The sequence below is a fragment of the Oricola nitratireducens genome (assembly GCF_014904745.1).
GTDB lineage: Bacteria > Pseudomonadota > Alphaproteobacteria > Rhizobiales > Rhizobiaceae > Oricola > Oricola nitratireducens.
Genome location: NZ_JACZCS010000001.1, coordinates 324256 through 348960 on the forward strand (window position 1 = coordinate 324256; position 24705 = coordinate 348960).

General features: G+C 65.1%; 26 protein-coding genes. 16 read left to right on the forward strand and 10 right to left on the reverse strand.

Translation table 11 applies throughout. From position 1 onward, the window contains the following. Position 1 precedes the first annotated feature (1 nt). From IG169_RS01590 to xth, 6 genes are all read left to right on the forward strand, one after another. Complete coding sequence (locus IG169_RS01590) at positions 2–1333, forward strand: ammonium transporter (protein ID WP_193174384.1); 1332 nt, start codon at positions 2–4, stop codon at positions 1331–1333. Positions 1334–1634: 301 nt separating this feature from the next. Further along, positions 1635–1973: a P-II family nitrogen regulator gene (locus tag IG169_RS01595; protein ID WP_193174385.1), complete on the forward strand. Its 339-nt coding sequence runs from the start codon at positions 1635–1637 to the stop codon at positions 1971–1973. Between the two features lie 33 nt (positions 1974–2006). Further along, positions 2007–3335, forward strand: a complete 1329-nt coding sequence (locus tag IG169_RS01600) for an ammonium transporter (protein WP_193174386.1) — start codon at positions 2007–2009, stop codon at positions 3333–3335. A gap of 329 nt (positions 3336–3664) precedes the next feature. Further along, positions 3665–6133: a DNA translocase FtsK gene (locus IG169_RS01605; RefSeq protein ID WP_246717067.1), complete on the forward strand. Its 2469-nt coding sequence runs from the start codon at positions 3665–3667 to the stop codon at positions 6131–6133. A gap of 100 nt (positions 6134–6233) precedes the next feature. Then, positions 6234–6881, forward strand: coding sequence for an outer membrane lipoprotein carrier protein LolA (locus tag IG169_RS01610; protein WP_246717054.1), 648 nt, complete (start codon positions 6234–6236; stop codon positions 6879–6881). 109 nt (positions 6882–6990) lie between these two features. Next, positions 6991–7800 carry an exodeoxyribonuclease III gene (xth, locus tag IG169_RS01615; RefSeq protein WP_193174389.1) on the forward strand — a complete coding sequence of 270 codons (810 nt, stop codon included), beginning with the start codon at positions 6991–6993 and terminating at the stop codon, positions 7798–7800. Here xth and IG169_RS01620 read toward each other — a convergent pair whose 3' ends face one another. After that, the gene (locus tag IG169_RS01620; protein WP_193174390.1) at positions 7801–8259 is read right to left on the reverse strand and encodes a Crp/Fnr family transcriptional regulator; all 459 of its coding nucleotides are present in this window, start codon (positions 8257–8259) and stop codon (positions 7801–7803) included. Positions 8260–8369: 110 nt separating this feature from the next. Next, on the reverse strand, positions 8370–9053 hold the full coding sequence (locus IG169_RS01625) for a response regulator transcription factor (RefSeq protein WP_193174391.1): 684 nt from the start codon (positions 9051–9053) through the stop codon (positions 8370–8372). A 155-nt stretch (positions 9054–9208) separates the two neighbouring features. Between IG169_RS01625 and IG169_RS01630 the strand changes: the two genes are divergently transcribed. Beyond that, positions 9209–9736, forward strand: coding sequence for a L,D-transpeptidase family protein (locus tag IG169_RS01630; RefSeq protein WP_193174392.1), 528 nt, complete (start codon positions 9209–9211; stop codon positions 9734–9736). Here IG169_RS01630 and IG169_RS01635 read toward each other — a convergent pair. The 5 genes from IG169_RS01635 to tsaD are packed head-to-tail and all read right to left on the reverse strand — an operon-like array spanning position 9733 to position 13411. Further along, entirely contained in the window at positions 9733–10140 is a 408-nt protein-coding gene (locus tag IG169_RS01635) for a DUF1761 domain-containing protein (protein WP_193174393.1), read from the reverse strand. The genes IG169_RS01630 and IG169_RS01635 overlap by 4 nt on opposite strands. 55 nt (positions 10141–10195) lie before the next feature. After that, the gene (locus IG169_RS01640; protein ID WP_193174394.1) at positions 10196–10885 is read right to left on the reverse strand and encodes a class I SAM-dependent methyltransferase; all 690 of its coding nucleotides are present in this window, start codon (positions 10883–10885) and stop codon (positions 10196–10198) included. Next, positions 10837–11268, reverse strand: a complete 432-nt coding sequence (locus tag IG169_RS01645; RefSeq protein WP_193174395.1) for an EVE domain-containing protein — start codon at positions 11266–11268, stop codon at positions 10837–10839. The genes IG169_RS01640 and IG169_RS01645 overlap by 49 nt, the downstream gene beginning before the upstream one ends. 52 nt (positions 11269–11320) lie before the next feature. Then, positions 11321–12304: an NAD(P)H-dependent glycerol-3-phosphate dehydrogenase gene (locus IG169_RS01650; protein WP_193174396.1), complete on the reverse strand. Its 984-nt coding sequence runs from the start codon at positions 12302–12304 to the stop codon at positions 11321–11323. 24 nt (positions 12305–12328) lie between these two features. Beyond that, complete coding sequence (gene tsaD, locus IG169_RS01655) at positions 12329–13411, reverse strand: tRNA (adenosine(37)-N6)-threonylcarbamoyltransferase complex transferase subunit TsaD (RefSeq protein ID WP_193174397.1); 1083 nt, start codon at positions 13409–13411, stop codon at positions 12329–12331. A gap of 102 nt (positions 13412–13513) precedes the next feature. On the opposite strand from tsaD, the gene hemC reads away from it, so the two are divergent. From hemC to IG169_RS01685, 6 genes are all read left to right on the forward strand, one after another. Then, the gene (gene hemC / locus IG169_RS01660) at positions 13514–14458 is read left to right on the forward strand and encodes a hydroxymethylbilane synthase (RefSeq protein WP_428982222.1); all 945 of its coding nucleotides are present in this window, start codon (positions 13514–13516) and stop codon (positions 14456–14458) included. Between the two features lie 22 nt (positions 14459–14480). Next, positions 14481–15221 (forward strand): uroporphyrinogen-III synthase, encoded by a 741-nt coding sequence (locus tag IG169_RS01665; protein ID WP_193174399.1) that lies wholly within the window; start codon positions 14481–14483, stop codon positions 15219–15221. A 75-nt stretch (positions 15222–15296) separates the two neighbouring features. Next, complete coding sequence (locus IG169_RS01670) at positions 15297–16736, forward strand: COG4223 family protein (RefSeq protein WP_193174400.1); 1440 nt, start codon at positions 15297–15299, stop codon at positions 16734–16736. A gap of 12 nt (positions 16737–16748) precedes the next feature. Further along, positions 16749–18467 carry a heme biosynthesis protein HemY gene (locus tag IG169_RS01675; RefSeq protein WP_193174401.1) on the forward strand — a complete coding sequence of 573 codons (1719 nt, stop codon included), beginning with the start codon at positions 16749–16751 and terminating at the stop codon, positions 18465–18467. A gap of 50 nt (positions 18468–18517) precedes the next feature. Beyond that, positions 18518–19003, forward strand: coding sequence for a tellurite resistance TerB family protein (locus IG169_RS01680; RefSeq protein ID WP_193174402.1), 486 nt, complete (start codon positions 18518–18520; stop codon positions 19001–19003). Then, on the forward strand, positions 19000–19713 hold the full coding sequence (locus tag IG169_RS01685; RefSeq protein WP_193174403.1) for a glutamine amidotransferase: 714 nt from the start codon (positions 19000–19002) through the stop codon (positions 19711–19713). The genes IG169_RS01680 and IG169_RS01685 overlap by 4 nt, the downstream gene beginning before the upstream one ends. 8 nt (positions 19714–19721) lie before the next feature. On the opposite strand, the gene IG169_RS01690 is transcribed toward IG169_RS01685, so the two are convergent. After that, entirely contained in the window at positions 19722–20966 is a 1245-nt protein-coding gene (locus tag IG169_RS01690; RefSeq protein ID WP_193174404.1) for an MFS transporter, read from the reverse strand. A gap of 138 nt (positions 20967–21104) precedes the next feature. On the opposite strand from IG169_RS01690, the gene IG169_RS01695 reads away from it, so the two are divergent. After that, positions 21105–21398 carry a YggT family protein gene (locus IG169_RS01695; protein ID WP_193174405.1) on the forward strand — a complete coding sequence of 98 codons (294 nt, stop codon included), beginning with the start codon at positions 21105–21107 and terminating at the stop codon, positions 21396–21398. Continuing rightward, positions 21398–21718, forward strand: a complete 321-nt coding sequence (locus IG169_RS01700; protein WP_193174406.1) for an ACR/YggU family protein — start codon at positions 21398–21400, stop codon at positions 21716–21718. The genes IG169_RS01695 and IG169_RS01700 overlap by 1 nt, the downstream gene beginning before the upstream one ends. An 11-nt stretch (positions 21719–21729) precedes the next feature. On the opposite strand, the gene ppa is transcribed toward IG169_RS01700, so the two are convergent. Next, positions 21730–22266: an inorganic diphosphatase gene (gene ppa, locus IG169_RS01705; protein WP_193174407.1), complete on the reverse strand. Its 537-nt coding sequence runs from the start codon at positions 22264–22266 to the stop codon at positions 21730–21732. A gap of 142 nt (positions 22267–22408) precedes the next feature. Between ppa and IG169_RS01710 the strand changes: the two genes are divergently transcribed. Continuing rightward, entirely contained in the window at positions 22409–23032 is a 624-nt protein-coding gene (locus IG169_RS01710) for a hypothetical protein (RefSeq protein ID WP_193174408.1), read from the forward strand. Between the two features lie 15 nt (positions 23033–23047). Here IG169_RS01710 and IG169_RS01715 read toward each other — a convergent pair whose 3' ends face one another. Then, entirely contained in the window at positions 23048–24580 is a 1533-nt protein-coding gene (locus IG169_RS01715) for a nitrilase-related carbon-nitrogen hydrolase (RefSeq protein WP_193174409.1), read from the reverse strand. Positions 24581–24705: the final 125 nt, after the last annotated feature.

Sequence of the window (24705 nt, forward strand, 5' to 3'; positions counted from 1 at the left end):
GATGATCTCACGATTCCGCACAGGCGCACTGGCGCTTGCAACTCTTCTCATCTCCTCGTCCGCCGTGCTCGCGCAGGAAGCCGCCGAGGTGGCCGGGCCGATCGTGGACAAGGGCGACGTCTCCTGGATGATGACGTCCTCGCTCCTAGTCCTGTTCATGATCGTCCCGGGCCTGGCACTGTTCTATGGCGGCCTCGTGCGCTCCAAGAACATGCTGTCGGTCCTGATGCAGTGCACGCTGATCACCTCCGTCGTCATGATCGTCTGGGTGCTGTGGGGCTACTCCTTCGCTTTCGGCGGAGCCGGCACCTATTGGGGTGGCATGTCCAAGCTGTTCCTCGCAGGCGTGACGCCGGATTCGACGGTGGCGACCTTCACCGACGGCGTCGAACTGCCGGAATACGTCTTCATCGCCTTCCAGATGACCTTCGCGGCCATCACCCCGGCGCTGATCGTCGGCGCCTTTGCCGAGCGCGCCAAGTTCTCCGGCGTGATGCTGTTCACCGTGCTGTGGGTGACCTTCATCTACTTCCCGATCGCGCACATGGTCTGGGGCGAAGGCGGCCTGATCCTGGACTGGGGCGCGCTGGACTTCGCCGGCGGCACCGTCGTTCACATCAATGCCGGCATGGCGGGCCTGATGTGGGCGCTGGTGCTGGGCAAGCGCGTCGGTTTCGGCAAGGACAACATGGCGCCGCATTCGATGACGCTGACCATGGTCGGCGCCGCGATGCTGTGGGTCGGCTGGTTCGGCTTCAATGCTGGCTCCAACCTGGAGGCGACATCGGGCGCCACCCTGGCGATGCTGAACACCTTCGTCGCCACGGCTGCGGCCGTCGTCTCCTGGTCGATCGTGGAAAGCGTGACGCGCGGCAAGGCCTCCGGCCTTGGCGCAGCGTCGGGCATGGTGGCCGGTCTGGTCGCCATCACGCCGGCCTGCGGCTCGATCGGGCCGGTCGGCTCCATCGTGCTGGGCCTGATGGTTTCGCCGATCTGCTACTTCTTCGTCACCACGATCAAGTCGAAATTCGGCTATGACGACAGCCTGGACGTATTCGGCGTGCATGGCATCGGGGGCATGGTCGGCGCGATCATGACCGGCGTGCTGACGGCTTCCAGCCTCGGCGGCATCGGCTTCGGCGAAGGCGTCACGATGGGCGCCCAGGTCATGGCCCAGTTCAAGGGTGTTATCGTGACCATCCTGTGGTCCGGCATCGGTTCGCTGATCCTGATCTACATCACCAAGGCGATCACCGGTATCCGCGCCACCGAGGAAGCGGAACGCGAAGGTCTCGACCTCGCCTCCCACGGTGAATCGGCGTATCACGCCTGAACCATCGGGCGACCGACATGATCAGACCCGGGCTCCGGCCCGGGTTTTTGATTCCAATGCCTGATTTTTAAGCGATATCACATATATGCCTGTTTTTATGGCACGATACGGACGCTGCATTGCAGCAATTATCGCGCTACTATCTAATATCCTATATTTCTCAGTGGGTTGTGCTTTTTCTGCGCGTTTGGCACGCGTCTTGAATCGTGAGGAGTGACGGCGTCCGGCAGGCTCTGCCGTGCCGCCATCACGACCACCGGCCCCATACGGCCGGCGCATTGAAAAAAGGGAAACACAGCGCATGAAAATAGTCATGGCCATCATCAAGCCCTTCAAACTGGACGAGGTGCGCGAAGCCCTCACCGGGCTTGGCGTCCAGGGCCTGACCGTCACCGAGGTGAAGGGGTATGGGCGTCAGAAGGGGCATACGGAAATCTATCGCGGAGCCGAGTACGCAATCAGCTTCCTGCCGAAGCTGAAGATCGAGCTCGCGGTGGATGACGACATGGTCGAGAAGGTTATCGAGGCCATCTCCGGCGCCGCGAAAACCGGCCAGATCGGAGACGGCAAGATCTTCACCTACGCCATCGACCACGCCGTCCGGATCCGCACCGGCGAGACCGATTCCGAGGCGCTTTAAGGCGCGAGACAGTTACTCAGGAGTTCATCTAACATGACTATGTCCAAAGGTTTCAAATATGGCCTGGCCGGTCTCGCCGCAGCCGCAGTGCTGTGCGCAGCGCCGGTGATGGCGCAGGAGACCGAGGCGCCGGCCTATGCGCTGGCAGCCGATACGGCCTATATCTTCAACACGCTGCTGTTCCTCATCGGCGGTTTCCTCGTGATGTGGATGGCGGCCGGTTTCGCCATGCTGGAAGCGGGCCTCGTGCGTTCCAAGAACGTCTCGATGCAGCTGTTGAAGAACATCGCGCTCTACTCGGTCGCCGGCCTGCTCTACTGGCTGATCGGCTACAAGCTGATGTATGTCGGCGTCGACGGCGGCTTCATCGGTTCGTTCGGCCCCTACAGCTTCGACCCGGTCGGCGGCGACGCCCTCGACACGGGCTACTCGACGGCGTCCGACTGGTTCTACCAGATGGTGTTCTGCGCCACCGCGGCCTCGGTCGTCTCCGGCACGCTCGCCGAGCGCATCCGGTTGTGGCCGTTCATGATCTTCACCGTCTTCCTGACCGGCCTGTTCTACCCGATCACCGGTTCCTGGCAGTGGGGCGGCGGCTGGCTGTCCGTCCAGGGCTTTTCCGATTTCGCCGGTTCGACGCTGGTTCACTCGGTCGGCGGCTGGGCTGCGCTTTCCGGCGCCCTGATACTCGGCGCGCGCAAGGGCAAATACGGCGCCGGCGGCGAAATCAACCCGATGCCGGGTTCGTCGATGCCGCTCGCCACGCTCGGCACCTTCATCCTGTGGCTCGGCTGGTTCGGCTTTAACGGTGCCTCTCAGCTCGCCATGGGCACGATCAGCGACGTCACCGACATCTCGCGGATCTTCGCCAACACCAACCTGGCGGCTGCCGCCGGCGTGGTCGTTGCGATGCTGCTCACCCAGCTGATCTACAAGAAGGTCGACGTCACCATGGCGCTGAACGGCGCGCTGGCCGGCCTCGTCGCGATCACCGCCGAGCCGCTCGCTCCGAGCGTCCCGGTCGCGATCTTCGTCGGCGGCGTCGGCGCAGCGATCGTGGTGTTTGCGGTGCCGCTGCTCGACAAGCTGAAGATCGACGACGTCGTCGGCGCGATCCCGGTCCACCTGCTGGCCGGCATCTGGGGCACGTTCATCGTGCCGCTGTCGAATGCCGACACCAGCTACGGCGTGCAGCTTCTCGGCATCGTCGCTGTCGGCATCTTCACCTTCGTTGCTTCCGGCATCCTGTGGTTCGTCCTGAAGGCGACCGTGGGTATCCGCGCAAGCGAAGAGGAAGAGGAAATGGGCATGGACAAGGCCGAAATCGGCGTCGAAGCCTACCCGGAATTCTCTCGCGGCTGAGGCCGCGGGCGAACACCGGGGACGGACGAAACCTCCTCCCTTCGTCCGTCCCCGCTATTGATCCCGTCGTGATGTTTATCATCACACCAACTGGCCCGGTCTTTCGACCGGCCCTTTTTTGTCCGGCGAAACGCGCTGGCGCCGCCGCGCTGATGGATGGTTAATGCCTGTTTAACCAAGCTTTACTAGGCTGCCGCAGGAAAAATGCGTCTGCCGTGGGGGCAGGCAAACGACGGGAATACGGGATGCGGGCCGATCACGCCATTTCAGTATCAGCGGACCGGGCGATTGGGCGGGGCCATCGTGGCGACCGCACGCTTTCCGCCGGAATGACCGCGCTTTTACGCCGCCAGCTGGAGATCGCGTCCGGCGCTCTGCTGTGGCTGCTGAGCACTTTTGTCTTGTTTTCTCTGGCCACGTGGAACGCCGGCGACCCGAGCTGGAGCTTCGCGGCGGACACACCCGTCAGCAACGCGATGGGCTATCCCGGCGCGGTCGTGTCGGATCTGCTGATGCAATTTTTCGGCATCGCCGCGCTGCCGGCGATGCTTCCGCTCGTCTTCTGGGGCTATGCGCGCATTCGCGGTCACTACTGGTCGCACGCGGCGCGCCGCCTGATGGCGTGGCCGGTGGCCGCAATTCTCGTCGCCGCGATGATCGGGTGCTTTTCGGTTACCCGCCACTGGCCATTGCCAACCGGTCTCGGCGGGGTTTTCGGCGACATGGTGCTGCGGCTTCCGGGCATGATGACCGGCGGCTATCCGACCGGCTGGGTGCGCTTCCTGGCCTTCCTCTTCCTGGCGCCGGCGGCGGTCTATGCGCTTGCCGTTTCCTGTGGCTTCCTGTGGCGGGGCGCCGAGGCAATCGACGAGGATGACGATGAGGAAACCGGCCGGGGCGGCCGCTTCGTCACCATCGGCGCCCTGATCCATGGCTTCTATACCGTGCGCGCCGGGCTGCGACGCGCGATTTTCGGCACGAAGCGCCATGCGAAGCCCGTGCGTAGTCGCGCGGTCCACCGCGAGGCCGGTCCGCGCGTCGAACCCGATTTTGCCGCCGGTCCCGAGGCCGCGTTCGATCCCGATTTCGACATCGGCGAAGACGAAGAGGACGATTGGGACGGCGCGCAGGACTGGGCGCCGGCATCGCCACGCGGCGAGGCAGTGCCGGCCGACGCGCCCGCAACCGGCCCGTCGGCGCGCGTCACCGCGCCCGCACCGAAGCCGAAACAGAGCGTTCGCGTGCAGCGCGAGGCGCAAGTGAGCTTCATCCATGACGGCGGTTTCGACCTGCCGTCCATCCATCTTCTCGCCGAGCCGAAAAACGTCGGCCGCGACGCGAGCCTTTCGCCTGAGGCGCTGGAACAGAATGCCCGGCTGCTCGAAGGCGTGCTGGAGGATTTCGGCGTGCGCGGCGAAATCATCCACGTCCGGCCCGGCCCGGTCGTCACGCTTTACGAACTGGAGCCGGCGCCCGGCATCAAGTCGTCGCGCGTGATCGGTCTGGCCGAGGACATCGCCCGCTCGATGAGCGCGATCGCCGCGCGCGTCGCCGTCGTGCCCGGCCGCAACGCCATCGGCATCGAACTGCCGAATGCGCGCCGCGAGACGGTGTTCCTGCGCGAACTGATTTCCTCGCAGGCCTATGACAGCTCCAAGGCGAAACTGGCGCTGACGCTGGGCAAGACGATCAATGGCGAGGCGGTGATCGCCGATCTCGCCAAGATGCCGCACCTGCTTGTCGCGGGCACGACCGGCTCGGGCAAGTCGGTCGCCATCAACACGATGATCCTGTCGATCCTCTACAAGATGACGCCGGAGGAATGCCGGCTGATCATGATCGACCCGAAAATGCTGGAACTGTCGGTCTATGACGGCATTCCGCATCTGCTGACCCCGGTCGTGACCGATCCGAAAAAGGCCGTCGTGGCGCTGAAATGGACCGTCCGCGAGATGGAGCAGCGCTACAAGAACATGTCGAAGATCGGCGTGCGCAACATCGACGGCTTCAACGCCAAGGTGAAAGAGGCGGCCAAGAAGGGCAAGGACATCTCGCGCACCGTCCAGACCGGCTTCGACCGGGAGACCGGCGAGGCGATCTACGAGACCGAGACGCTCGATCTGGAGCCGATGCCCTATATCATCGTCATCATCGACGAGATGGCCGACCTGATGATGGTCGCCGGCAAGGACATCGAGGGCGCGGTGCAGCGGCTGGCGCAGATGGCGCGCGCGGCCGGCATCCACGTCATCATGGCGACGCAGCGCCCCTCCGTCGACGTCATCACCGGCACGATCAAGGCGAACTTCCCGACGCGCATCTCGTTCCAGGTGACGTCGAAGATCGACAGCCGCACGATTCTCGGCGAGCAGGGCGCAGAACAGCTGCTCGGCATGGGCGACATGCTCTACATGGCCGGCGGCGGGCGCATCCAGCGGGTGCACGGACCGTTCGTCTCCGACCGCGAGGTCGAGGAGATCGTCGCCCATCTGAAGATGCAGGGCGTGCCGGAGTATCTCGAATCGATCACCGAGGACGACGACGAAGACGGCGGCGACGCCGGCGGTTCGGGCGGCGGCGGCGGACTGGAGGATTCCGACGATCCCTACGATCAGGCGGTGGCCGTCGTGCTGCGCGACAAGAAGGCCTCGACCTCCTATGTCCAGCGGCGTCTCGGCATCGGCTACAACCGCGCGGCCTCGATCATCGAACGGATGGAGCAGGAGGGGATCATCGGTCCCGCCAACCATGCCGGCAAGCGCGAGATTCTCGTTCCGACCGAAGATGACGAGATGTGAGGCCGGGCCGTTGCCGCGCTGTGGCACATGCCACAGAGAAGCCAAACTGTATGCCTAACCATCGCGGCAAACGGAAATGGAAGAGGCCAGGGAGCGTCTCATGACGATTCGGAAAAATACGGGCATGACGCGGCGGAGCGTGGTGTTCGGCGCGATCGTGGCCGGTGCCTTCGCGGCGATGCCGCTGTCGGCGGCGACCGCCGCCGCGGACACGGCCCAGCAGATCGCGGATCACTTCGCGCAGGTGAAGACCATGGCCGGCGAGTTCGTGCAGTTCGGACCGAACGGCGAACAGACCGGCGGCAAGTTCTATATCGAGCGGCCCGGCAAGATGCTGTTTCTCTACGAGAAGCCGTCGCCGATCCGCGTCGTCGCCGACGGCTCGTCGCTTGTCGTCAACAACAAGAAACTCAACACCTGGGACATCTATCCGCTCGGCAAGACGCCGCTGAAGGTGCTGCTCGGCGACAAGATCGACCTGTCCGGGAGCCGCGTGCGCAGCGTCAGGCAGGACGACGACCTGACGACGATCGTCATCGGCGACAAGCAGCTGTTCGGCGACAGCGAGATCACGATGATGTTCGATCCCAAGAGCTACGATCTGCGCCAGTGGACGATTCGCGACGCGCAGGGCAAGGACACGACCGTGATGGTCTACAACGTCCAGCAGGGCGTGAAATTCGGCGCCAAGACCTTCGAGGTTCCCTATGGGCGCATCCGCGACCAGCGGCAGAAGCGCAGCCAGTAGGCGCAAGCGAAATCGCTAAATTGTGGGCGGCCGGCGCGATTCGCGATCCGGCCGCTTGTCATTGCGGTGACCGGCTGAAAGAAGAAAGGGACCTTTTTCGGGGAATCCCATGACATTTTCAGTCGCTACCTGGAACATCAATTCCGTCCGCCTTCGCCTGCCGATGGTCGAGTCGTTTCTCGAAACCTACCAGCCCGACGTGCTGTGCCTGCAGGAAACGAAATGTCCGAACGACCAGTTTCCGTTCAAGGCGTTTCGAAAACTAGGATACGAACATGTCGAGATTCATGGCCAGAAGGGCTATCACGGCGTCGCCACGATCTCGAAATTCCCGCTCGAAGAGGTCGAAAGCCGCGATTTCTGCGGGATTGGCGACACGCGCCATCTCGACTGCATCGTCAAGGCGCCGAAACGGGCGGTGCGCATCCACAATTTTTACGTGCCGGCCGGCGGCGACGAGCCGAATCCGGACATCAATCCGAAATTCGCCCACAAGCTTGGTTTTCTCGACGAGATGCGCGCGATCACCGCGGATCCGGGTGCGGCCGACTCGGTGATCCTGGTCGGCGATCTCAACATCGCGCCGCTCGAAACGGATGTGTGGTCGCACAAACAGCTGTTGAAAGTCGTCAGCCATACGCCGATCGAGACCGAGACGCTGGAAGATCTGCGCAGAGCCGGCGGCTGGTCGGACCTGATGCGGGTCTTCATTCCGCCGGAAGAAAAGATCTTCACCTGGTGGAGCTACCGGGCGAAGGACTGGGACGAATCCGACAGGGGCCGCCGCCTCGATCATGTCTGGGGATCGCCGGATCTGGAGCCGTTTCTCTCCGACATCACCGTGCTGCGCGAGGCGCGCGGATGGGAAAAACCCTCCGACCATGTGCCGGTGATCGCGAAATTCGCGCTCTGCGGCTAATCAGTCGTCGCTGAAGCGTTCTTCGAGGTCGCCGATCTGGTCGAGCAGGTTGCACAGGCGCACCGAGAGCTGCTGGTGGAGCGCCGCCGCGGTTTCCGGATACTCCTCCAGCATGCGCCGGAACAGGCTGCGGTTGACGCGGATGACTTGGGTTTCCACTGCGGCACAGGCGCCGGTCAGGCGCTTCGTCTCGGTTATCAGCGCCAGTTCGCCGAGAATCATCCCCGGACCGACCTGCCTGATGACGAGGCGGCCGCGCGGTGTCTCGCGGAACAGGTCGATTTCACCGGACACGACGATATAGCCGCATTCAGCGTTCTGGCCTTCGCGATAGAGCTCGCGGCCGCGCGCGATGGTGAGGCGCTCGGCACCGAAGGCAAGCAGGCGCAGCTGCTCGGCGCTCAAATCCTCGAACAGCGAAACACCGGAAATAATGCGAATATCGTCTTCAAGCGACAATGGCTGGATCCGCCGGACGTAACATCAGTGATTGCCGCTGTTACATGACGGATTCGCGAATGAAAAGTCCACGCCCGAACATCAATCCGGCGGTGTATGCCGGCAAACAGTCAGGGATTGAGTTTGTAGCCGCCGCTTTCGGTGACGAGGATCGCCGCATTGGAGGGATCGCGCTCGATTTTCTGGCGCAGGCGATAGACATGGGTTTCCAACGTATGGGTCGTCACGCCGGAATTGTAGCCCCAGACTTCCTCCAGCAGCGTATCGCGCGTGACCACCTTCCTGTCGGCCCTGTAAAGATATTTGATGATCGCCGATTCCTTTTCGGTCAGCCGGATCTTCGATCCGTGGCCGTCGATCAGCAGTTTCTGGCTCGGCTTGAAGGTGTAGGGCCCGACGACGAAGGTCGCGTCCTCGCTCTGCTCGTGCTGACGAAGCTGGGCGCGGATGCGCGCCAGCAGGACAGCGAACTTGAACGGCTTGGTGACATAATCGTTCGCGCCGGCCTCGAGCCCGAGAATAGTGTCGGAATCGGTGTCGTGGCCGGTCAGCATGATGACGGGCGCCTTGAAGCCGGACTTGCGCAGGATCTTGACGGCCTCGCGGCCGTCCATGTCGGGAAGGCCGACATCGATAATCAGGAGGTCGATCACGCTACCGCGCGCCGAGTGGATGCCCTTGGTGGCGCTCCCCTCCTCCAGAACGACGAATTCCTCGTAGAGCGAAAGCTGTTCGACCAGCATTTCGCGAAGATCTTCGTCGTCATCGACCAGAAGAATTGTTCTTGGATTCATCGATTATCTTACCTCGGTCCCGGAGTGTCAGGCAGCCTCACACTATGCACAAGTTCCCTGTCATGAAAATGTGAACGATAAAAGCACCTCACGAAGCATTGCACCAAGATGTGATTGCCTAAAAAGGTGAACGAAAAAGGGCGGACGGAAAACCGGTGATTTCAACGATCCATGTGCGAAGGGCGCCGCGCGATGCGCGCCGGGGGCTGCTTTTGGCGGAAAACAGGGTCTTTGCCTGCGCGCTGGGACGCAGCGGCATGCGTCCGGTCAAGCGCGAGGGCGACGGGGCGACGCCGATCGCCGGCATGCGCATCGTTTATGGCTGGTACCGTGCCGACCGGCTGGTGCGGCCGCATTCCGGGCTTCGCCTGCGCGCGATCACGGCGCGCGACGGCTGGTGCGACGCGCCGGCGGACCCGAACTACAACCGGCCGGTGCGCCTGCCGTTTCGCGCCGGCCACGAGACGATGACGCGCGACGACCGGCTCTACGACGTCTGCCTCGTTCTCGACTGGAACCTGCCGCCATTCGGGCGCAAGCGCCATGCCGGGTCGGCGATCTTCCTGCATCTCGCCCGGCCGGATTTCGGCCCGACGGAAGGCTGTATCGCGGTCGCGCCGGAGGCGATGCGCTGGCTGTTGCCGCGCATCGGGCCGGAAACGGTCGTGAAAGTGATCGCCTAGACGCCGAAGGCGCCGATGATGCCGCCCATCAGGAGCGCCACGATCAGCCAGTGAATGCCGTCGATGATCGACAGGTTCCAGCCGAAACCCTGGTAGCGCTGGTTGACCGTCAGCGTGGTGGCCATGAAGCCGAGCCAGACGAGGGCGCCGGAGATCAGCCCGTTGCGAATCGTGATCTCGCCCTGGCCGAGATGGCCGATGATGCCCGCCAGGGTCCAGGCCATGATGAGTTCGCTGATGAAGCTCGTGGCGATGAGCGTGATCGACATCTTGGCATTGGCGGGCTCGATCCGCGCCGCCTTCATCCATGCCTTGCCGAATGCGCCGTAATAGATCGCACCGGCCAGAAAAGCCGCGACGGCTGCGACCAGAACCGCGACATAATTGACTCCGCCAAACGCCATTGAGTGTCCTCCCGAAATTCTCCCGTGGCGAGAAAACACCGGAGCGGCAAAAAACTCAAGCGAATCGCCACACGCTCGTCTTCTTGACCTCGGCGTCCTCCAGCGCCCGGGTGACGGGAACCTCGTAGGCGGCGAGCGGGAACAGGCGTTCGCGCGGCAGGTAGGAACGGCCGGGATCGCCGACGAGGACGGCGGTGCCGCGCGCGGCGAGCATCTCGAACCAGGGAACGACCGCCGCGCTCATCTCGCGGTCGAAGAACACGTCGCCGGCCAGAACGACATCGGCGTCGAGCGCCGTGTCGCCGACGAGATCGCGACCGTCATAGGCAATCGCGACGCCGTTGAGGCCCGCATTCAGGCCGACGGCGGTTTCGCAAAACGGATCGATGTCGTTTGCCGTCACTGCGGCGGCGCCGGCACGTGCGGCGGCGATGGCGACGAGGCCGGAACCGGAGGCGAAATCGACCACGCGGCGGTCCTTCACGCGGTCCGGATGATCGAGGACATAGCGGGCAAGGCCCTGCCCGCCGGCCCAGGCGAAGGCCCAGAAAGGCGGTTCCAGGCCGATCGCCTGCAACTCCTCTTCGGTGCGATGCCAGAGATCATGCGCCTCGTCGGCCAGATGCAGCCGGATTTCGGGCACATGCGGCGGCGCCATGATTGCGGTGTTGGCGCGGATGAACTCCGTCTTGTCCATCACATCGGCGGATTGTCGAGGCCGCCCATGCGGCAGACTTCCAGCCATTCCGCCTCGGTGACCGGCTGGACGGAGAGGCGCATGGAGGTGACCAGCGACATCTCGGCAAGCTTCGGATTGGCCTTCACGTCCTTCAGCGTCACCGGCTTCGGCATGTCGCAGACCGCCTTGACGTCGACGCACTCCCAGCGCGGATCGTCGGTGGTCGAATCCGGATGGATCTCGTTGCAGACCTCGGCGATGCCGACGACCTCGAGCCCCTCGTTGGAATGGTAGAAGAAGCCCTTGTCGCCCAGCTTCATCGCCCGCATGTTGTTGCGCGCCTGGTAGTTGCGGATGCCGTCCCATTCCTCGCCGGCCTCGCCCTTCGCCTTCAGCATCTCCCAGGAAAACTTGAACGGTTCGGACTTGAACAACCAGTAATTCGCCATGCGATGCCTCCGGGATTTCGTTTCGCCCTAGCTAGCGAAGCGGGCGGCGGCGTCAAGTCTCGGTCTTGAGCGGGCGCGACATCAGCCCGTCCACGGCCTGGTTGATGGTGATGTTGCCGGCGAGAATGGCGTCGACGGCGGCGATGATCGGCGCGTCGAGGCCGTGTTCGCGGGCCAGTTTCGCGGCGACCGAGGCGGTGAAGACGCCCTCGGCGAGCGGGCGGCGGGCGAGGTCCTCGCCGCGCGCCAGCGCCGCGCCATAGGCGAAATTGCGCGATTTCTCCGAACCGCAGGTGAGGATCAGGTCGCCGAGGCCGGAGAGGCCGGCCAGGGTCTCGGGCCTGGCGCCAAGCGCGGCGGCGACGCGCTGCAGTTCGGCGAAACCGCGCGTGGTCAGGGCGGCGACGGCGCTGGCGCCGAGACCCGCTCCGTGCACGATACCGGCGGCGATCGCCAGCACGTTCTTCAGCGCCCCGCCCAGTTCGACGCCGATCAGGTCATCGGCGGCATAACAGCGCAGCGTCCGGCTCGACAGGATTTCGGCAAGCGATTTCGCCCGTTCCAGATCGTGCGCGGCCACGGTCACCGCTGTCGGCAGTCCGGCGGCGACGTCGGCGGCGAAGCTCGGGCCGGACAGCACGGCGGAGCGGTCGCGCCCGGCGATCTCGTCGATGATCTCCGACATGGTCTGGCCGGTGGCACGGTCGATGCCCTTGGCGGTGGAGACGAAGATCGCGTCCGGCGCGGCCCTGTCGAGCATGCCGCCGAGGAAATCGCGCAGGGACTGCGCCGGCACGGCAAGGACGATTACGCCGGCGCCAGCGAGCGCGGCGCCGAGACCCGTCGTCGCGGCCAGATCGCCTGGCAGGGCGATATCGCCGAGATAGCGCGGATTTCGGTGCCGCTCGTTGATGGCGGTCACCGTTTCCGCATCGCGGCCCCAGAGCATGCAGCCGCGTCCGGTGCGCACGAAGGATGCGGCGAGCGCCGTGCCCCAGGCGCCGGCGCCGAGCACGGCGATGCGATCTCCGCTCATGTTCTCCACCTCACGCCGTCTCCCTCACGCTTTAGCCCCTCGCCGCCCGGCGCCGATCAGCGCCTCGGCATCCTGGTCGAGCGGCCAGCGCGAGCGCGGCGCGATGTCCATGCCGCTGACGGCGCCTTGCTCGAAATGTTCCAGTCCCGCCCAGGCGATCATCACCGCATTGTCGGAGCACAGGTCGAGCGGTGGCGCATGCAGCGTAAAGCCGTTCTGCGCACAGGCATCCGCCAGCATGGCGCGGATCGCGCCGTTGGCGGCGACCCCGCCGGCAATGACGAAATCGGCCGGGCCGTCCGAGACATCGGCGCGGTATTTGTCGAAGGCGCGGGTGACGCGGTCGCGTAGCGTGTCGGTGACGGCGGCCTGGAAGGAGGCGCAGAGATCGGAGACGTCCCGGTCCGTCAGGGGCGCAAGCGCGGTTGCCTCGCGGCGCACGGCCGTCTTCAGGCCGGAGAAGGAGAAATCGAGCCGGTCCTCGCCCTTCATCGGGCGCGGCAGGGCGAAGCGTTTCGGATCGCCGGTTGCGGCTTCGCGCTCGACGGCGGGGCCGCCCGGATAGGGCAGGCCGAGCAGCTTGGCCGTCTTGTCGAAGGCTTCGCCGAGCGCGTCGTCGATGGTCGTGCCCCAGCGGGCGTAGTCGCCGAGGCCCCGGACCAGCAGGATCTGGCTGTGGCCGCCGGAAACGAGCAGCAGCAGATAGGGAAACTGCAGGCCGTCGGTCAGGCGCGGCGTCAGGGCGTGGCCCTCGAGATGGTTGACGGCGACGAGCGGCTTGTTCCTGGCGGCGCAGATCGCCTTGGCGGTCATTACGCCGACGAGCAATCCGCCGATCAGGCCGGGCCCGGCCGTTACCGCGACGGCGTCGATGTCGTCGAGCGTGGTATTTGCCTCGGCGAGCGCGCGGGCGATGATCGCGTCGAGGCCCTCGACATGGGCGCGCGCGGCGATTTCCGGCACGACGCCGCCATAGGCGGCGTGGTCGGCGATCTGGCTGTAGACGGTGTTCGACAGGATCTCGCCGGGCGAACCGGGGCCGGCACGGCGGACGACCGCCGCCGCGGTCTCGTCGCAGCTCGTTTCGATGCCAAGCACGGTCGTCATGGGGTCCGGGCCGCTTCTCGGAATGCCGCGTCACCGGGCGCGGTTGCCGATGCGCGGAATTGGGGTTACCTGTCCGGCTTCGGGTAACACGGAACGGCAGGCTTGCAAACAGTAATGGCAGCGGACGAAAAGATCAGGATCGGCACGCGGGGAAGCCCGCTCGCACTGGCGCAGGCGCACGAGACGCGCGACCGGCTGATCGCCGCGCATGCCATCGCGCCGGAGATGATCGAGGTCGTCGTGATCTCCACGGCGGGCGATCGCATCCAGGACCGGCCGCTGGCCGAGGTCGGCGGCAAGGGCCTGTTCACGCTGGAACTGGAGGAACAACTCGCCGACGGGCGGATCGATCTCGCGGTGCATTCCTCGAAGGACATGCCGACCGTCCTGCCGGACGGGCTGGCGATCACGGCGTTTCTGGAGCGCGAGGACCCGCGCGACGCCTTTATCTCCAACAAGGCGAAGTCGCTGACGGACCTGCCGCAGGGCGCGGTGGTCGGTTCCTCGTCGCTGCGCCGCCAGGCGCTGATCCGCAAGCTTAGGCCCGACATCTCGGTGGTGCAGTTCCGGGGCAATGTGCAGACACGGCTGCGCAAGCTGTCGGAAGGCGTTGCCGACGCGACGCTGCTCGCCAATGCCGGGCTTCGCCGGCTCGGCATGGCCGACATCATCACCGACCTGATGGATCCGGACTTCTTTCTGCCAGCGCCGGGCCAGGGCGCAATATGCATCGAGGGACGGGCCGGCGACGTGCGCACCGACGCGCTGGTCGAGCCGTTGAACCACGATGTCACGGCAACGGCGCTTGCCTGCGAACGCGCCTTTCTCGCCGAACTCGACGGCTCCTGCCGGACGCCGATCGCGGGCCTGGCGACGGTCGACGGAAGCGGTGTCGCGTTTCGCGGCATGATCCTGACACCCGACGGGAGCGAGGCGCACGAGATCGCTCTTGCCGGCCCCGTTTCCGATTCCGCCGCCCTCGGCCGCGACGCCGGCCGCCGTCTGCGCCGGGATGCCGGCGACGCGTTCTTTTCCTCCTGGCTGTGAGCGCGGCTCGGCAATGAGCGCGGTGGCGAAACCCGTCATCTGGATCACGCGGCCGCAGCCCGGCGCGGACAAATCGGCTGCCGCGATCGCGACGATGGGGTTCCATCCGGTCGTCGTTCCGCTGACCGAAGTGGCGGCGACGGAGCCCGCGATCGACCCGGCGGAAGCGGCACGCGCCGATGCCGTCGTCGTCACCAGCGGCAACGCGGTGCGGCTCGTGCCCGACGCGCTCGTCTCGGCGCTTTTCGACAAGACCGTCTACACTGTCGGCGCGGCGACGAAGGCCGACGCGCTGGCGCGCGGATTTCGCGATGTCCGCTCCGCCGACGGGGCGGTCGACGATCTCGTGGCGCTGGTTTGCGCGCGCGAGAAACCGGGTTCGGCGCTGGTCTATCTGTGCGGCAAGCTGCGGACCGGCGACCTGGAAGGAAAGCTCGCCCGCAAAGGCCTGAACTGCCTCGTTTGCGAGGTCTATTCGACCAAAATAGTCAGTCATATGACTGATATTCTGGAGAAAAAATTGTCGGCCGGATCGCCCGACACGGTGCTTTTCCATTCGGCTCTTTCGGCCCGCGCCTTCGCGGAACATGCCAAGGCGCAGTCTCCGCAAGTTTATGAATATACGCGGTTTTTAACGATCTCCGAGCGAGTCGCCATGGCGCTTCCGGATTACCTGAAAGACCGGATTACCGTCGCGGAAGAACCAACCGAGCAATCCCTGCTCGCGGCGCTCTGCGACATCGTGTCCGCCGGCAGGGACTGATTCCCGATTCTCGCCCTTTAGCTTTGCGAAAGCCGTGCTAAGACGACGCGAAGCACTTCCTGCAGGAGTCTCCCGATGGTTCAGAAGCCGACCAGCCGGCGCAGCAAACCGACGCGCAAGCCCGTGACACTCGATCTCGAAGCCACCGAGGTCACCGAGGCGCCGAAAACGAACGAAACCGTTCCCGAAGCCGAACCCGTCGCGTTCGAATTCGGCCGTCCCGCAGAGGCGGAAATCGAGGCGGCGGCGGCCGCGACCTCGGGCGCCGCCGACGCGATGGACGAGGCCGCGCGCGGCGCGGTCGAAAGCAGTGAGCGGCCGGTGGACGAAAAGCCTGCCGACACTGCGGCCCCGGAACCGGCCATGGCTGCCCCGCCCGCGGCAAACGGCCGCGGCCTGTCGGCGCTTGGCGGCGGGATCCTCGGCGGACTCGTCGCGCTGTTGCTCGCCGGTGGTTTGCAGTGGGCGGGCATCATCCCGTCGCTGCGCACGGCGCCCGCGCCTGACCTGACGCCGCTGCAATCGCAGATCGACATGCTGACCTCCAAGGTCACGTCGATGGAAGGCGCCGCGCCGTCGGCGCCCGGCAATCTGTCCGACGAAGTCGAGGCGGTGCGTGGCGTGGTCGACACCCACGGCCAGGCGCTGGCGACGGTCCAGGACGATTACGCCGCCCTGAAGCAGCGCGTCGATTCGCTTGCCAATGCGGTTTCCTCGGGCGGCGCCGGTGAGGGCGCCGGTCTGAAAGCACTGTCCGGGCGCATCGGCGACGTCGAGACGCAACTTGCCGACCTGTCGGCCAAGCTCTCGGTTCTTGAAGGCGGGACGTCGGGCGTCGACGCGGCGGCGCTGGAGGCGGTTCGCGGCGAGGCCGGGTCTGCGGTCCAGGCGGCGAAAGACGCAAGCGACGCCATTGCCGGCCTGAAGACTGAAATCGGCGCGCTGCAGGAGCGCGTCGCGGGCGTCGAGCATGACATCCAATCCGGCGCCGGCAACCGCGTCGCCGCAGCCATCGCCGCGACGGCGCTGAAATCGGCGGCCGACCGGGGAACCGGCTTCATGAGCGAGCTCGAAGCCTATGCCTCGGTCAGCAAGGACGACGCCGGCGTCGCGGCATTGCGCGATTACGCGGCGACGGGCGTTCCGACGCTGGCGCAGCTGACCGAACGGTTTCCGTCCGTCGCCAACCAGATCGTCGCGGCGGCAAGCGGGGTTGGCCCCGATGCCGGAATCGCGGACCGGCTGATGGCAAGCGCGCGGTCGCTGGTCAAGGTGCGGCCGGTCGGCGAGGTCGAGGGCGACGATCCGGGCGCGATCGCCGCGCGGATGGAAGTCGCGCTGCATGACGGCGATCTCGATCGCGTGACGGCCGAATGGGACAAGCTGCCCGAGGCGTCGAAACAGGCGTCGTCCGGGTTCATGGCCGACCTGAAGGCACGCCGCGAACTCGACAGGCTGATCTCCAATGTGCTGACGGGCGCGGTCAAGGCCGGCGCGCCGGATGCGGGCCAATAGGGAGCGACGGGCATGTTACGCGTATTATTCTTCGTTATCGCCGTCGCGGTCCTGGGTTTCGGGTTCGCATGGGTCGCCGACACGCCCGGCATGATCGTGATGACGATCGCCGGACGCGAGATCACCGTTTCGCTGATGGTTGCCGCCGTGGCGCTGGTGACCATCGTGGTCGCGATCATGCTGACATGGTGGATCGTGCGCGTTCTCATCACCTCGCCGCACCGGGTGCAGCGTTTCTTCCGGGCGCGGCGGCGCGACCGGGGTTACCAGTCGCTGTCGACCGGAATCATCGCGGCGGGCGCCGGCGACAGCGTCACGGCGCGGCTCATGCTCAAGCAGGCCGGCGGGTTGCTCAATTCGACGACCGAGCCGCTGTTGCAGCTGCTCGACGCGCAGGCGAGCATGGTGGAAGGCCACAATGACGACGCCCGGCAGAAATTCGAGGCGATGCTTGAGGATCCGGAATTGCGCATTCTCGGCCTCCGTGGCCTCTACATGGAGGCCAAGCGCCTCGGCGACCGGGCGGCGGCGAAGCATTATGCCGAAAAGGCCGCCGAACTGGCGCCGCATCTCGGCTGGGCCGGCAACGCCGCGCTGGAACTGAAGACGGCCGCCAGCGACTGGGACGGGGCGATCCGGCTTCTGGAAAGCCAGAAGAAGGCCAAGCAGATCGACCGCGACGCGGCCAAGCGCAAGCGGGCCGTGCTTCTGACCGCGCTGGCGCTGGAAAATCTCGAGAAAGATCCCGCCAAGGCGAAGTCGGCAGCGCTGGAAGCGCACCGGCTGGCGCCGGATTTCGCGCCGGCCGCGGTTGCCGCCGCGCAGGCGGCGTTCCGGCTGAACGATCAGCGCAAGGGCGTGCATGTGCTCGAAGCGACATGGCGCAAGGCGCCGCATCCCGAAATCGCGCTTGCCTATGTCAATGCGCGGCCGGGCGATTCGGCGAGCGACCGCTACAAGAAGGCCAGGCGGCTGGCGCAGTTGAAGCCGAACAATACCGAATCCTCGATGATCGCGGCGCAGATGGCGCTGGAAGCGGGCGAATATTCCGATGCGCGCAAGGCCGTGGCCACGGTGCTGCGCAACGATCCGCGCGAGGGCGCCTTCATGCTGATGGCCGATATAGAAGACGCCGAAACCGGCGATCAGGGCAAGGTGCGCGAATGGCTCGCCCGGGCGGTGCGCGCGCCGCGCGATCCGGCCTGGACGGCCGACGGCTATGTCTCGGGAAGCTGGGCGCCGATCTCGCCGATCAGCGGACGCCTCGACGCCTTCGAGTGGAAGGTGCCGGTCGAGCGGCTCGGTCCGGTGCTGGAAAACGACCTCGATCCGATGGTGCCCGGGATTCCCGCCGGCAGCCCGGCCGCGCCGCCGGAGACGAAGCCGGCGAAGTCTGCGCCCGAGTCTGTCGAAGCCGAAGTGACCGAGGATACCGGGACCATCGAAGAGGCCACGGAGGATGCGGCATTCGGCCCGGTGATCGACGCGGTCGCGGTCGATGAACCGGCCAAACCGGCGGCGGAAGAAAAGCCGGCCGAAAAAGCCGCCGAAACGGAAACCGCGAAAGCGGCGCCCGAGCAAGCGGCAAGCGCGCCGGCGGAAAATCCGGATACCGGCAAGGCAAAAACCGTCGCCGAGCCGGAAATCGAGCAGCGGCCGCTTCCCGACGACCCGGGAATCGACGCCGATTCGGAGCCGGACGAATCTTCGCGCCGTTTTCGCCTGTTTTGAATGTTGCACTGCGGCGGGCAAACTGACAGTTTCCCGTCGAGGTAATTGGAATGTTTGAACGAATCGCTGCTTTTTTCAAAGGGCTGAATATCGACGCGGCGCATGACGGCGACCGCGCTTTTCCCCGGGACGATCCGAGACTGGCTGCGGCGGCGCTGATGTATCACGTCATCGGGGCCGACGGCGTCTACAGCGAGGCCGAGCAGGAGCGCTTCGCGACGGTCCTCAAGGAAACCTACGCGCTCGATACGGAGACGCTCGACAAGCTGATCGCGGCGGCGCGCGACGCCGACAACGAGGCCGTCGATCTCTACCAGTTCACCAGCGTCCTGATGAAGACCCTCGAGGCGGACGAGCGCGTGCATTTCATCGAGCTGCTGTGGGAAATCGTCTATGCGGACGGTTCGAACCACGAGCTCGAGGACAATCTGGTCTGGCGTGTCGCCGAACTGCTCGGCGTCGACGGGCGCGACCGCGTGCTGCTGCGCAACGCCGTTCAGGCGCGGGTCACCGGCAGCGGAGACGCCGAGGGATGACGGAGACCGCCGGCCGCGAACCGGTCCTGATCGTGCTGCATCAGGAAACCTCGTCTCCAGGCCGTGTCGGGCAACAGCTTTCGCGCATGGGATTTCCGCTCGATATCAGGCGGCCGCCGCTCGGCGATGCCTTGCCCGAAACGCTGGAAGATCATGCCGGCGCGGTGGTGTTCGGCGGGCCGATGAGCGCCAATGACGAGCACGACTACATCCGCTACGAGACCGACTGGCTGGCGGTTCCGCTGAAGGAGGACAAGCCGCTACTCGGCATCTGCCTTGGCGCGCAGATGCTGGTCAACCATCTCGGCGGCACGGTCGAAAGCCACCCGGACGGACTGGTCGAGATCGGCTGGTACAGGATCGACCCGACCGAGGAGGGACGGGCGCTGATTGAGTGGCCGGAGATGATCTACCAGTTCCATCGCGAGGGCTTTTCGCTGCCGTCGGGCGCCGTGAGGCTGGCGGCCGGCGAAACCTACGAAAACCAGGCGTTCCGCTACGGAGACAATGCCTGGGCGGTGCAGTTCCATGCCGAACTGACGCAGGCGATGATGCAGCGCTGGGTGGTGCGCGGCGCGCATCGCTTCGAATTGCCGGGCTCGCAGCAAGGCAAACAGCACCTGCAGGGCCGCTATCTCTACGATCGCGCCGTTTTCGCGTGGCTGCAGGATTTCCTCGATCTGGTGTTCCTGCCCGGCGACCGCGCCTGAGACAGGTTTTATCCCTGCCGGTGCAGGTAGCGCGCGTCGCGCAATTGCGGGAACAGCAACGCCCAGGCGACTGCGACGCCGATCGCACCGGCGCCGCCAAACACCACCGCGGGAACCACGCCGATCAGCGCCGCCATGAAACCCGCGCGGAACTCTCCGAGTTCGTTGGACGCGCCGAGGAAGACCATGTTCACCGCGTTGACGCGGCCGCGCACCTCGTCCGGCGTCCACAGCTGCAGCAACGTCTCGCGGACATAGACGCTGACCATGTCGGCGGCACCGATCAGCGCCAGCGCGCCGATCGACAGCCAGGTCAGCGACGACAGGCCGAACAGGGCGGTGAACAGGCCGAAAAGGCCGACGAAGAAAAGCAGGATGCGGCCGGCATGATCGGTGATCGGCGAGGCGGCGAGAAAGCCCGCCATGACGATGGCGCCGATGCCGGGCGCGGAGCGCAGCAGGCCGAGGCCCCAGGGGCCGAGATGCAAAATGTCGCGGGCATAGGCCGGCAGCAGCGCCACCGCGCCGCCGAGCAGGACGGCGAAGAGATCAAGCGAGATCGCGCCGAGAACGACCTTTTCCTTGCGGATGAAGCGCAGCCCGTCGAAGAGCGAGGAAAAGGTGACCTTGCGGGTTTCGCTGCGCACCGGCGGCCTGGGAATGCGGGTGATCAGCAGGAACGACGCCAGGAACATCGCCACCGCGACCGCATAGGCGACATTGGCGCCGACGCCGTAAAGGAGGCCGCCGGCGACCGGGCCGACGATGCTCGCCACCTGCCAGGAAGACGCGTTCCAGGCGACCGCGTTGGCGAAGTCTTGCTGCGGAACGAGGTTGACGACCAGAGACTGCGAGGCGGGGCCGAAAAAGGCGCGGGCCGTGCCCATTCCGGCGAGCGCGATGAAGATCGGCAGCGGGCCCGACAAGCCGCGTATCGAAAAATACAGGATCGCCCCGGCGCAGGCGCATTCCAGCGCCACGGCGGCGCCCATGACATGGCGGCGGCCGAACCGGTCGGCGACGGTGCCGGTGACGAGAACGAGCAGCAGCAGCGGCAGGAACTGGACGAGGCCGATCAGGCCCAGATCGAAGGGATCGCGGGTCAGGTCATAGACCTGCCAGCCGACGGAGACAGCGACGATCTGGACGGCGAAAGTGGAGAAGAACCGCGCCGTCCAGTAGTTGACGAAGGCCCCGTGAGCGAAAGCCGCAAAGCGCTTGGCGCTGATCGTTTCGGGGGAATCCGCTGTCATGTCGGCCACCGTTATTTGCTGGACGGCCGCTTGGCAAAGAAGAAATGCCGGCGATGGCGATTTTCATCCGCCGGCATCGTCTTGCAGGCGGCGGCCGGAACGCCTAAGTGATCTTCGGCTGTACAAAGGAGACTGCGCGTGGGCCTGACGATCATTCAAACGCTGTTGTTCGCGATCGGTATCTACAAGTGGATCGTGATCGCGATGGTCATTTTCTCGTGGCTTTACGCGTTCAACGTGGTGAACAACCACAATCGCTTCGTCGCGATGATCGGCGATTTCCTTTACAAGGCGACCGAGCCGCTGCTCCGGCCGATCCGCAGCGTCATCCCCGATCTCGGCGGCATCGACATTTCGCCGATCGTGCTCTTCGTCGCCATCTTCTTCCTCGAGCGCATCATCATCAACGTGCTGGCGCCCGCCATCATCTGATGGATTTGCCTGCGTTCGCCCGTGCCGGCGACGGTCATGTCGACATTTTCCTGCGCGTGACGCCGAACGCGTCGCGCAATGCGATCGAGGGTGCGGAGACGCGCGACGACGGCCAGGTCCGGCTCAGGCTGCGGATCACGGCGCAGCCGGAAAAGGGCAAGGCGAACAAGGCGGCGATCGCGATTCTGGCCAAGGCGCTTCACTTGCCGAAATCGGCCTTCAGCGTCATTTCCGGGGAGACCGCCCGCGACAAGACGCTGCGCATCGGGGCCGTCGACGGGATTGCCGTCGCGCTGAACGGGCTGGCGAAAACGGATTAGTTAAACCGGTCTCAGGCTTTCGCGGTCTTGGCGCGCTCGACGGCTTCCAGGATCAGCTGCTTGGCGGTATCGACATTCTGCCAGCCACCGATCTTGACCCATTTGCCGGGCTCGAGATCCTTGTAGTGCTCGAAGAAATGCTCGATCTGCTTGAGCGTGATGTCGGGCATGTCGACATAGTCCTTGACGTTGTCGTAGCGCTTGGTCAGGGCATGCGTCGGCACCGCGATGATCTTCTCGTCCTGGCCGGAATTGTCTTCCATCAGCATCACGCCGATCGGGCGGACATTGATGACGCAGCCCGGAATGAGCGGGCGGGTGTTGCAGACCAGCACGTCGATCGGGTCGCCGTCATCGGACAGGGTGTGCGGGACGAAGCCGTAATTTCCGGGATAGGTCATCGGCGTATAGAGGAAGCGGTCGACCACCAGAACGCCGGCATCCTTGTCCATCTCGTACTTGATCGGCTGGCCGCCGACCGGCACCTCGATGATCACGTTGATATCTTCGGGCGGGTTGTTGCCTATCGCAATCGCTTCGATGCGCATCCGGTTACTCCTTGGTGTCGGCGGCTGATACCGGTTTTTACTGTGCGGTGCAACAATACCAACGCCGCATTCCCTTCCCCCACGCTACATTGCCCCTTTGGCGGCGGGATGGCATTCTCGCCGGAACCGGAGATGGATGGCGATGACCGCAAGAGACCTGTTCCTGTCCTGCGCGTTGATGGCTTTTACGCTGGACGTGCCCTTGCCGGCGCATGCGGGCGGCGCGGTCGACAGCATCTACACCAGGATCGAGTTCGATACCGGCTGCATCGCGCTGTTGACGGACGAGGTCGGCGGCACGTTTTCGTGCTCCGGCCATGCCGGATACGGGATCCTGTTTTCCGAGGGGGATCTGCGCCAGACGGTGTTCTTCGGCTATGTCGGCGACTGGTATGCCGGCAATGCCTGGGAGAGCTTCGGCGCCTTCAACCAGGCAAACGACACGGTGGAATGGCGGCTGCGCGACGGCGTGCCGTTCGCGACGATCCTCCGTTGGTATATCGAGAATCCAAACCCGGATACGGGCGCGCCGGACGAGGCGCATCGCGGCCAGGTGCTGGTCGTCTCCAAGGTCGGCCAGCCGGGGATCGGCGACGCCTGCGTGGTCGGCTATGTCGACGCGCTGGCCAATCCGCAAGCCAATGACCTGGCGCGCCAAGTAGCGGACACGATGGCCGACGGCTTCGCCTGTCGTATCGACGAGCCGGCCTATCACGGCGTACGCGGGCCGCTCAGCGGCGATCCGACTCGGGTGTTCAGCAAGTAGGGCGCACCGTTCAGATCAGGCGGGCGGCATCGCCGGTGCGGCTCGTCCCGACCGGCCGGCGACTATCGCCAGCACCGCGAACAGCACCACCAGTCCACAAGACAGCCAGCCCAGCCAGTCGCCGAAGCGCCCGTAAAGTGTCCGAACGCCTCTCATCGGCACGTCGACATACATGATCCCGGGCACGCCGGTGCCGCGATGCATCTGTGCGAGGACGTGGCCATAGGGATCCATGGCATAGGTGATGCCGTCATAGGTCGGGCGGATATGGGTGAAGCCGTTCTCGATCGCCCTATAGGGATCGTTGAGCGTGATGCCCTTGGGAAATTCGTGCGATCCGGTCAGCATGATGTCGGCGCCGGCTCGGCCCGCCTGGCGGGCGAAGTCGGGAAAACTCATGTCGCGGCAGATCGCCAGGGCGATGCGCCCATAGGGGCTGTCGGCGGTCTGGATGATCTCGGCGCCCTTTTTGAAAACGGCGTTTTCGCCGAAGTCGCCGAATCCGAGCAGGAAACGTTTTTGGTAATCGGCCCGGACCGCGCCGGTATCGTCGATGAGCAGGTGCCGGTTCGCGCCCTTGCCGGTTTCCGGCACCCAGCCATAGGGGATCGCCAGCCACACGCCGTTATCGGCCGCGATCTTCGAGAATTCCGCGCGGGCGCGTTCATGGTTCGCCTCGGTGACGAGGATGGCGAATTCGTTGAAGGCGACGATTTTTGCGCCGTTGGCCGCGGCCGCGGCGGTCATGGAGCGGATATGGTTCATCGTCGGCCCGTAGGGCGAGGTCATCCGGTCCTCGAAGACCTGAACCATCGATGCGGGACCGCCTTCCTCCTTTGGCATCACGACAGCGGCAACCTTGACCGTTTGTCCGTCGGGCGCGTTCATGATGCGCAGGCTGCCCCATGCGTAGAGCCCGCCCGCGACCAGGACGAAAGCCAGGCCCGCCGCGACCGCCTGCCGGTGCCGGAAACCGCTCTCCCAGGCATGGTTGACGCAAGACGCAAGCCACGACCACAGGAACACGAAGCTCCACAGTCCGGCGAGCGCGTAGATCTGCAGAAGCGGCAGGGGCGCGGTGGAGAAGACGTTCTTTGCTGCGGTGCCGTCGATCGGCGGCGGCATAGAGGACAGGAACATCGACGCCGTCATCGCGGCGGGGAAGACGAGTGTGGCGTAAAGTCGTTTGCCCAAACGCGGCGCGACGAGCCGGTCGACCACAAAGGGCAGCGCATAATAGAGCGCGATGATCGTCGAGCGGATGACGTTGAACACCAGACTCAGGGTCGGGTCGCCCACGTCGAAGATACCCCACAGCGAAATATTGAAAGCGAGCACGAATCCCAGGATCGTGAGACCGATCGAACGGCCGGCCGGCAGCACGCGGCTGAACCGCAGGATGAAGATCGGCGCGACGACGATCATTGCCGGGATCATCGGCAGAAAGTCGCTGCGGCGGCAGAACATGAACAGGCCGAACCCGAGGACGAAAAGAACGGCGGCTTCAGTAAAACCTGCCCGGTGAGTGGCGTGTGCTGGACCCGGCATCGGCGGCTCTCCCCTTCCTCGATGCGAAGCGGCGCGATCAAACTGAAGACCCATCCTCCCCGCGCCCGCGTGATCGAAGCCTACCAACGGCGAAACCGGGGATCATTGACCCGTATCAAGTCCGG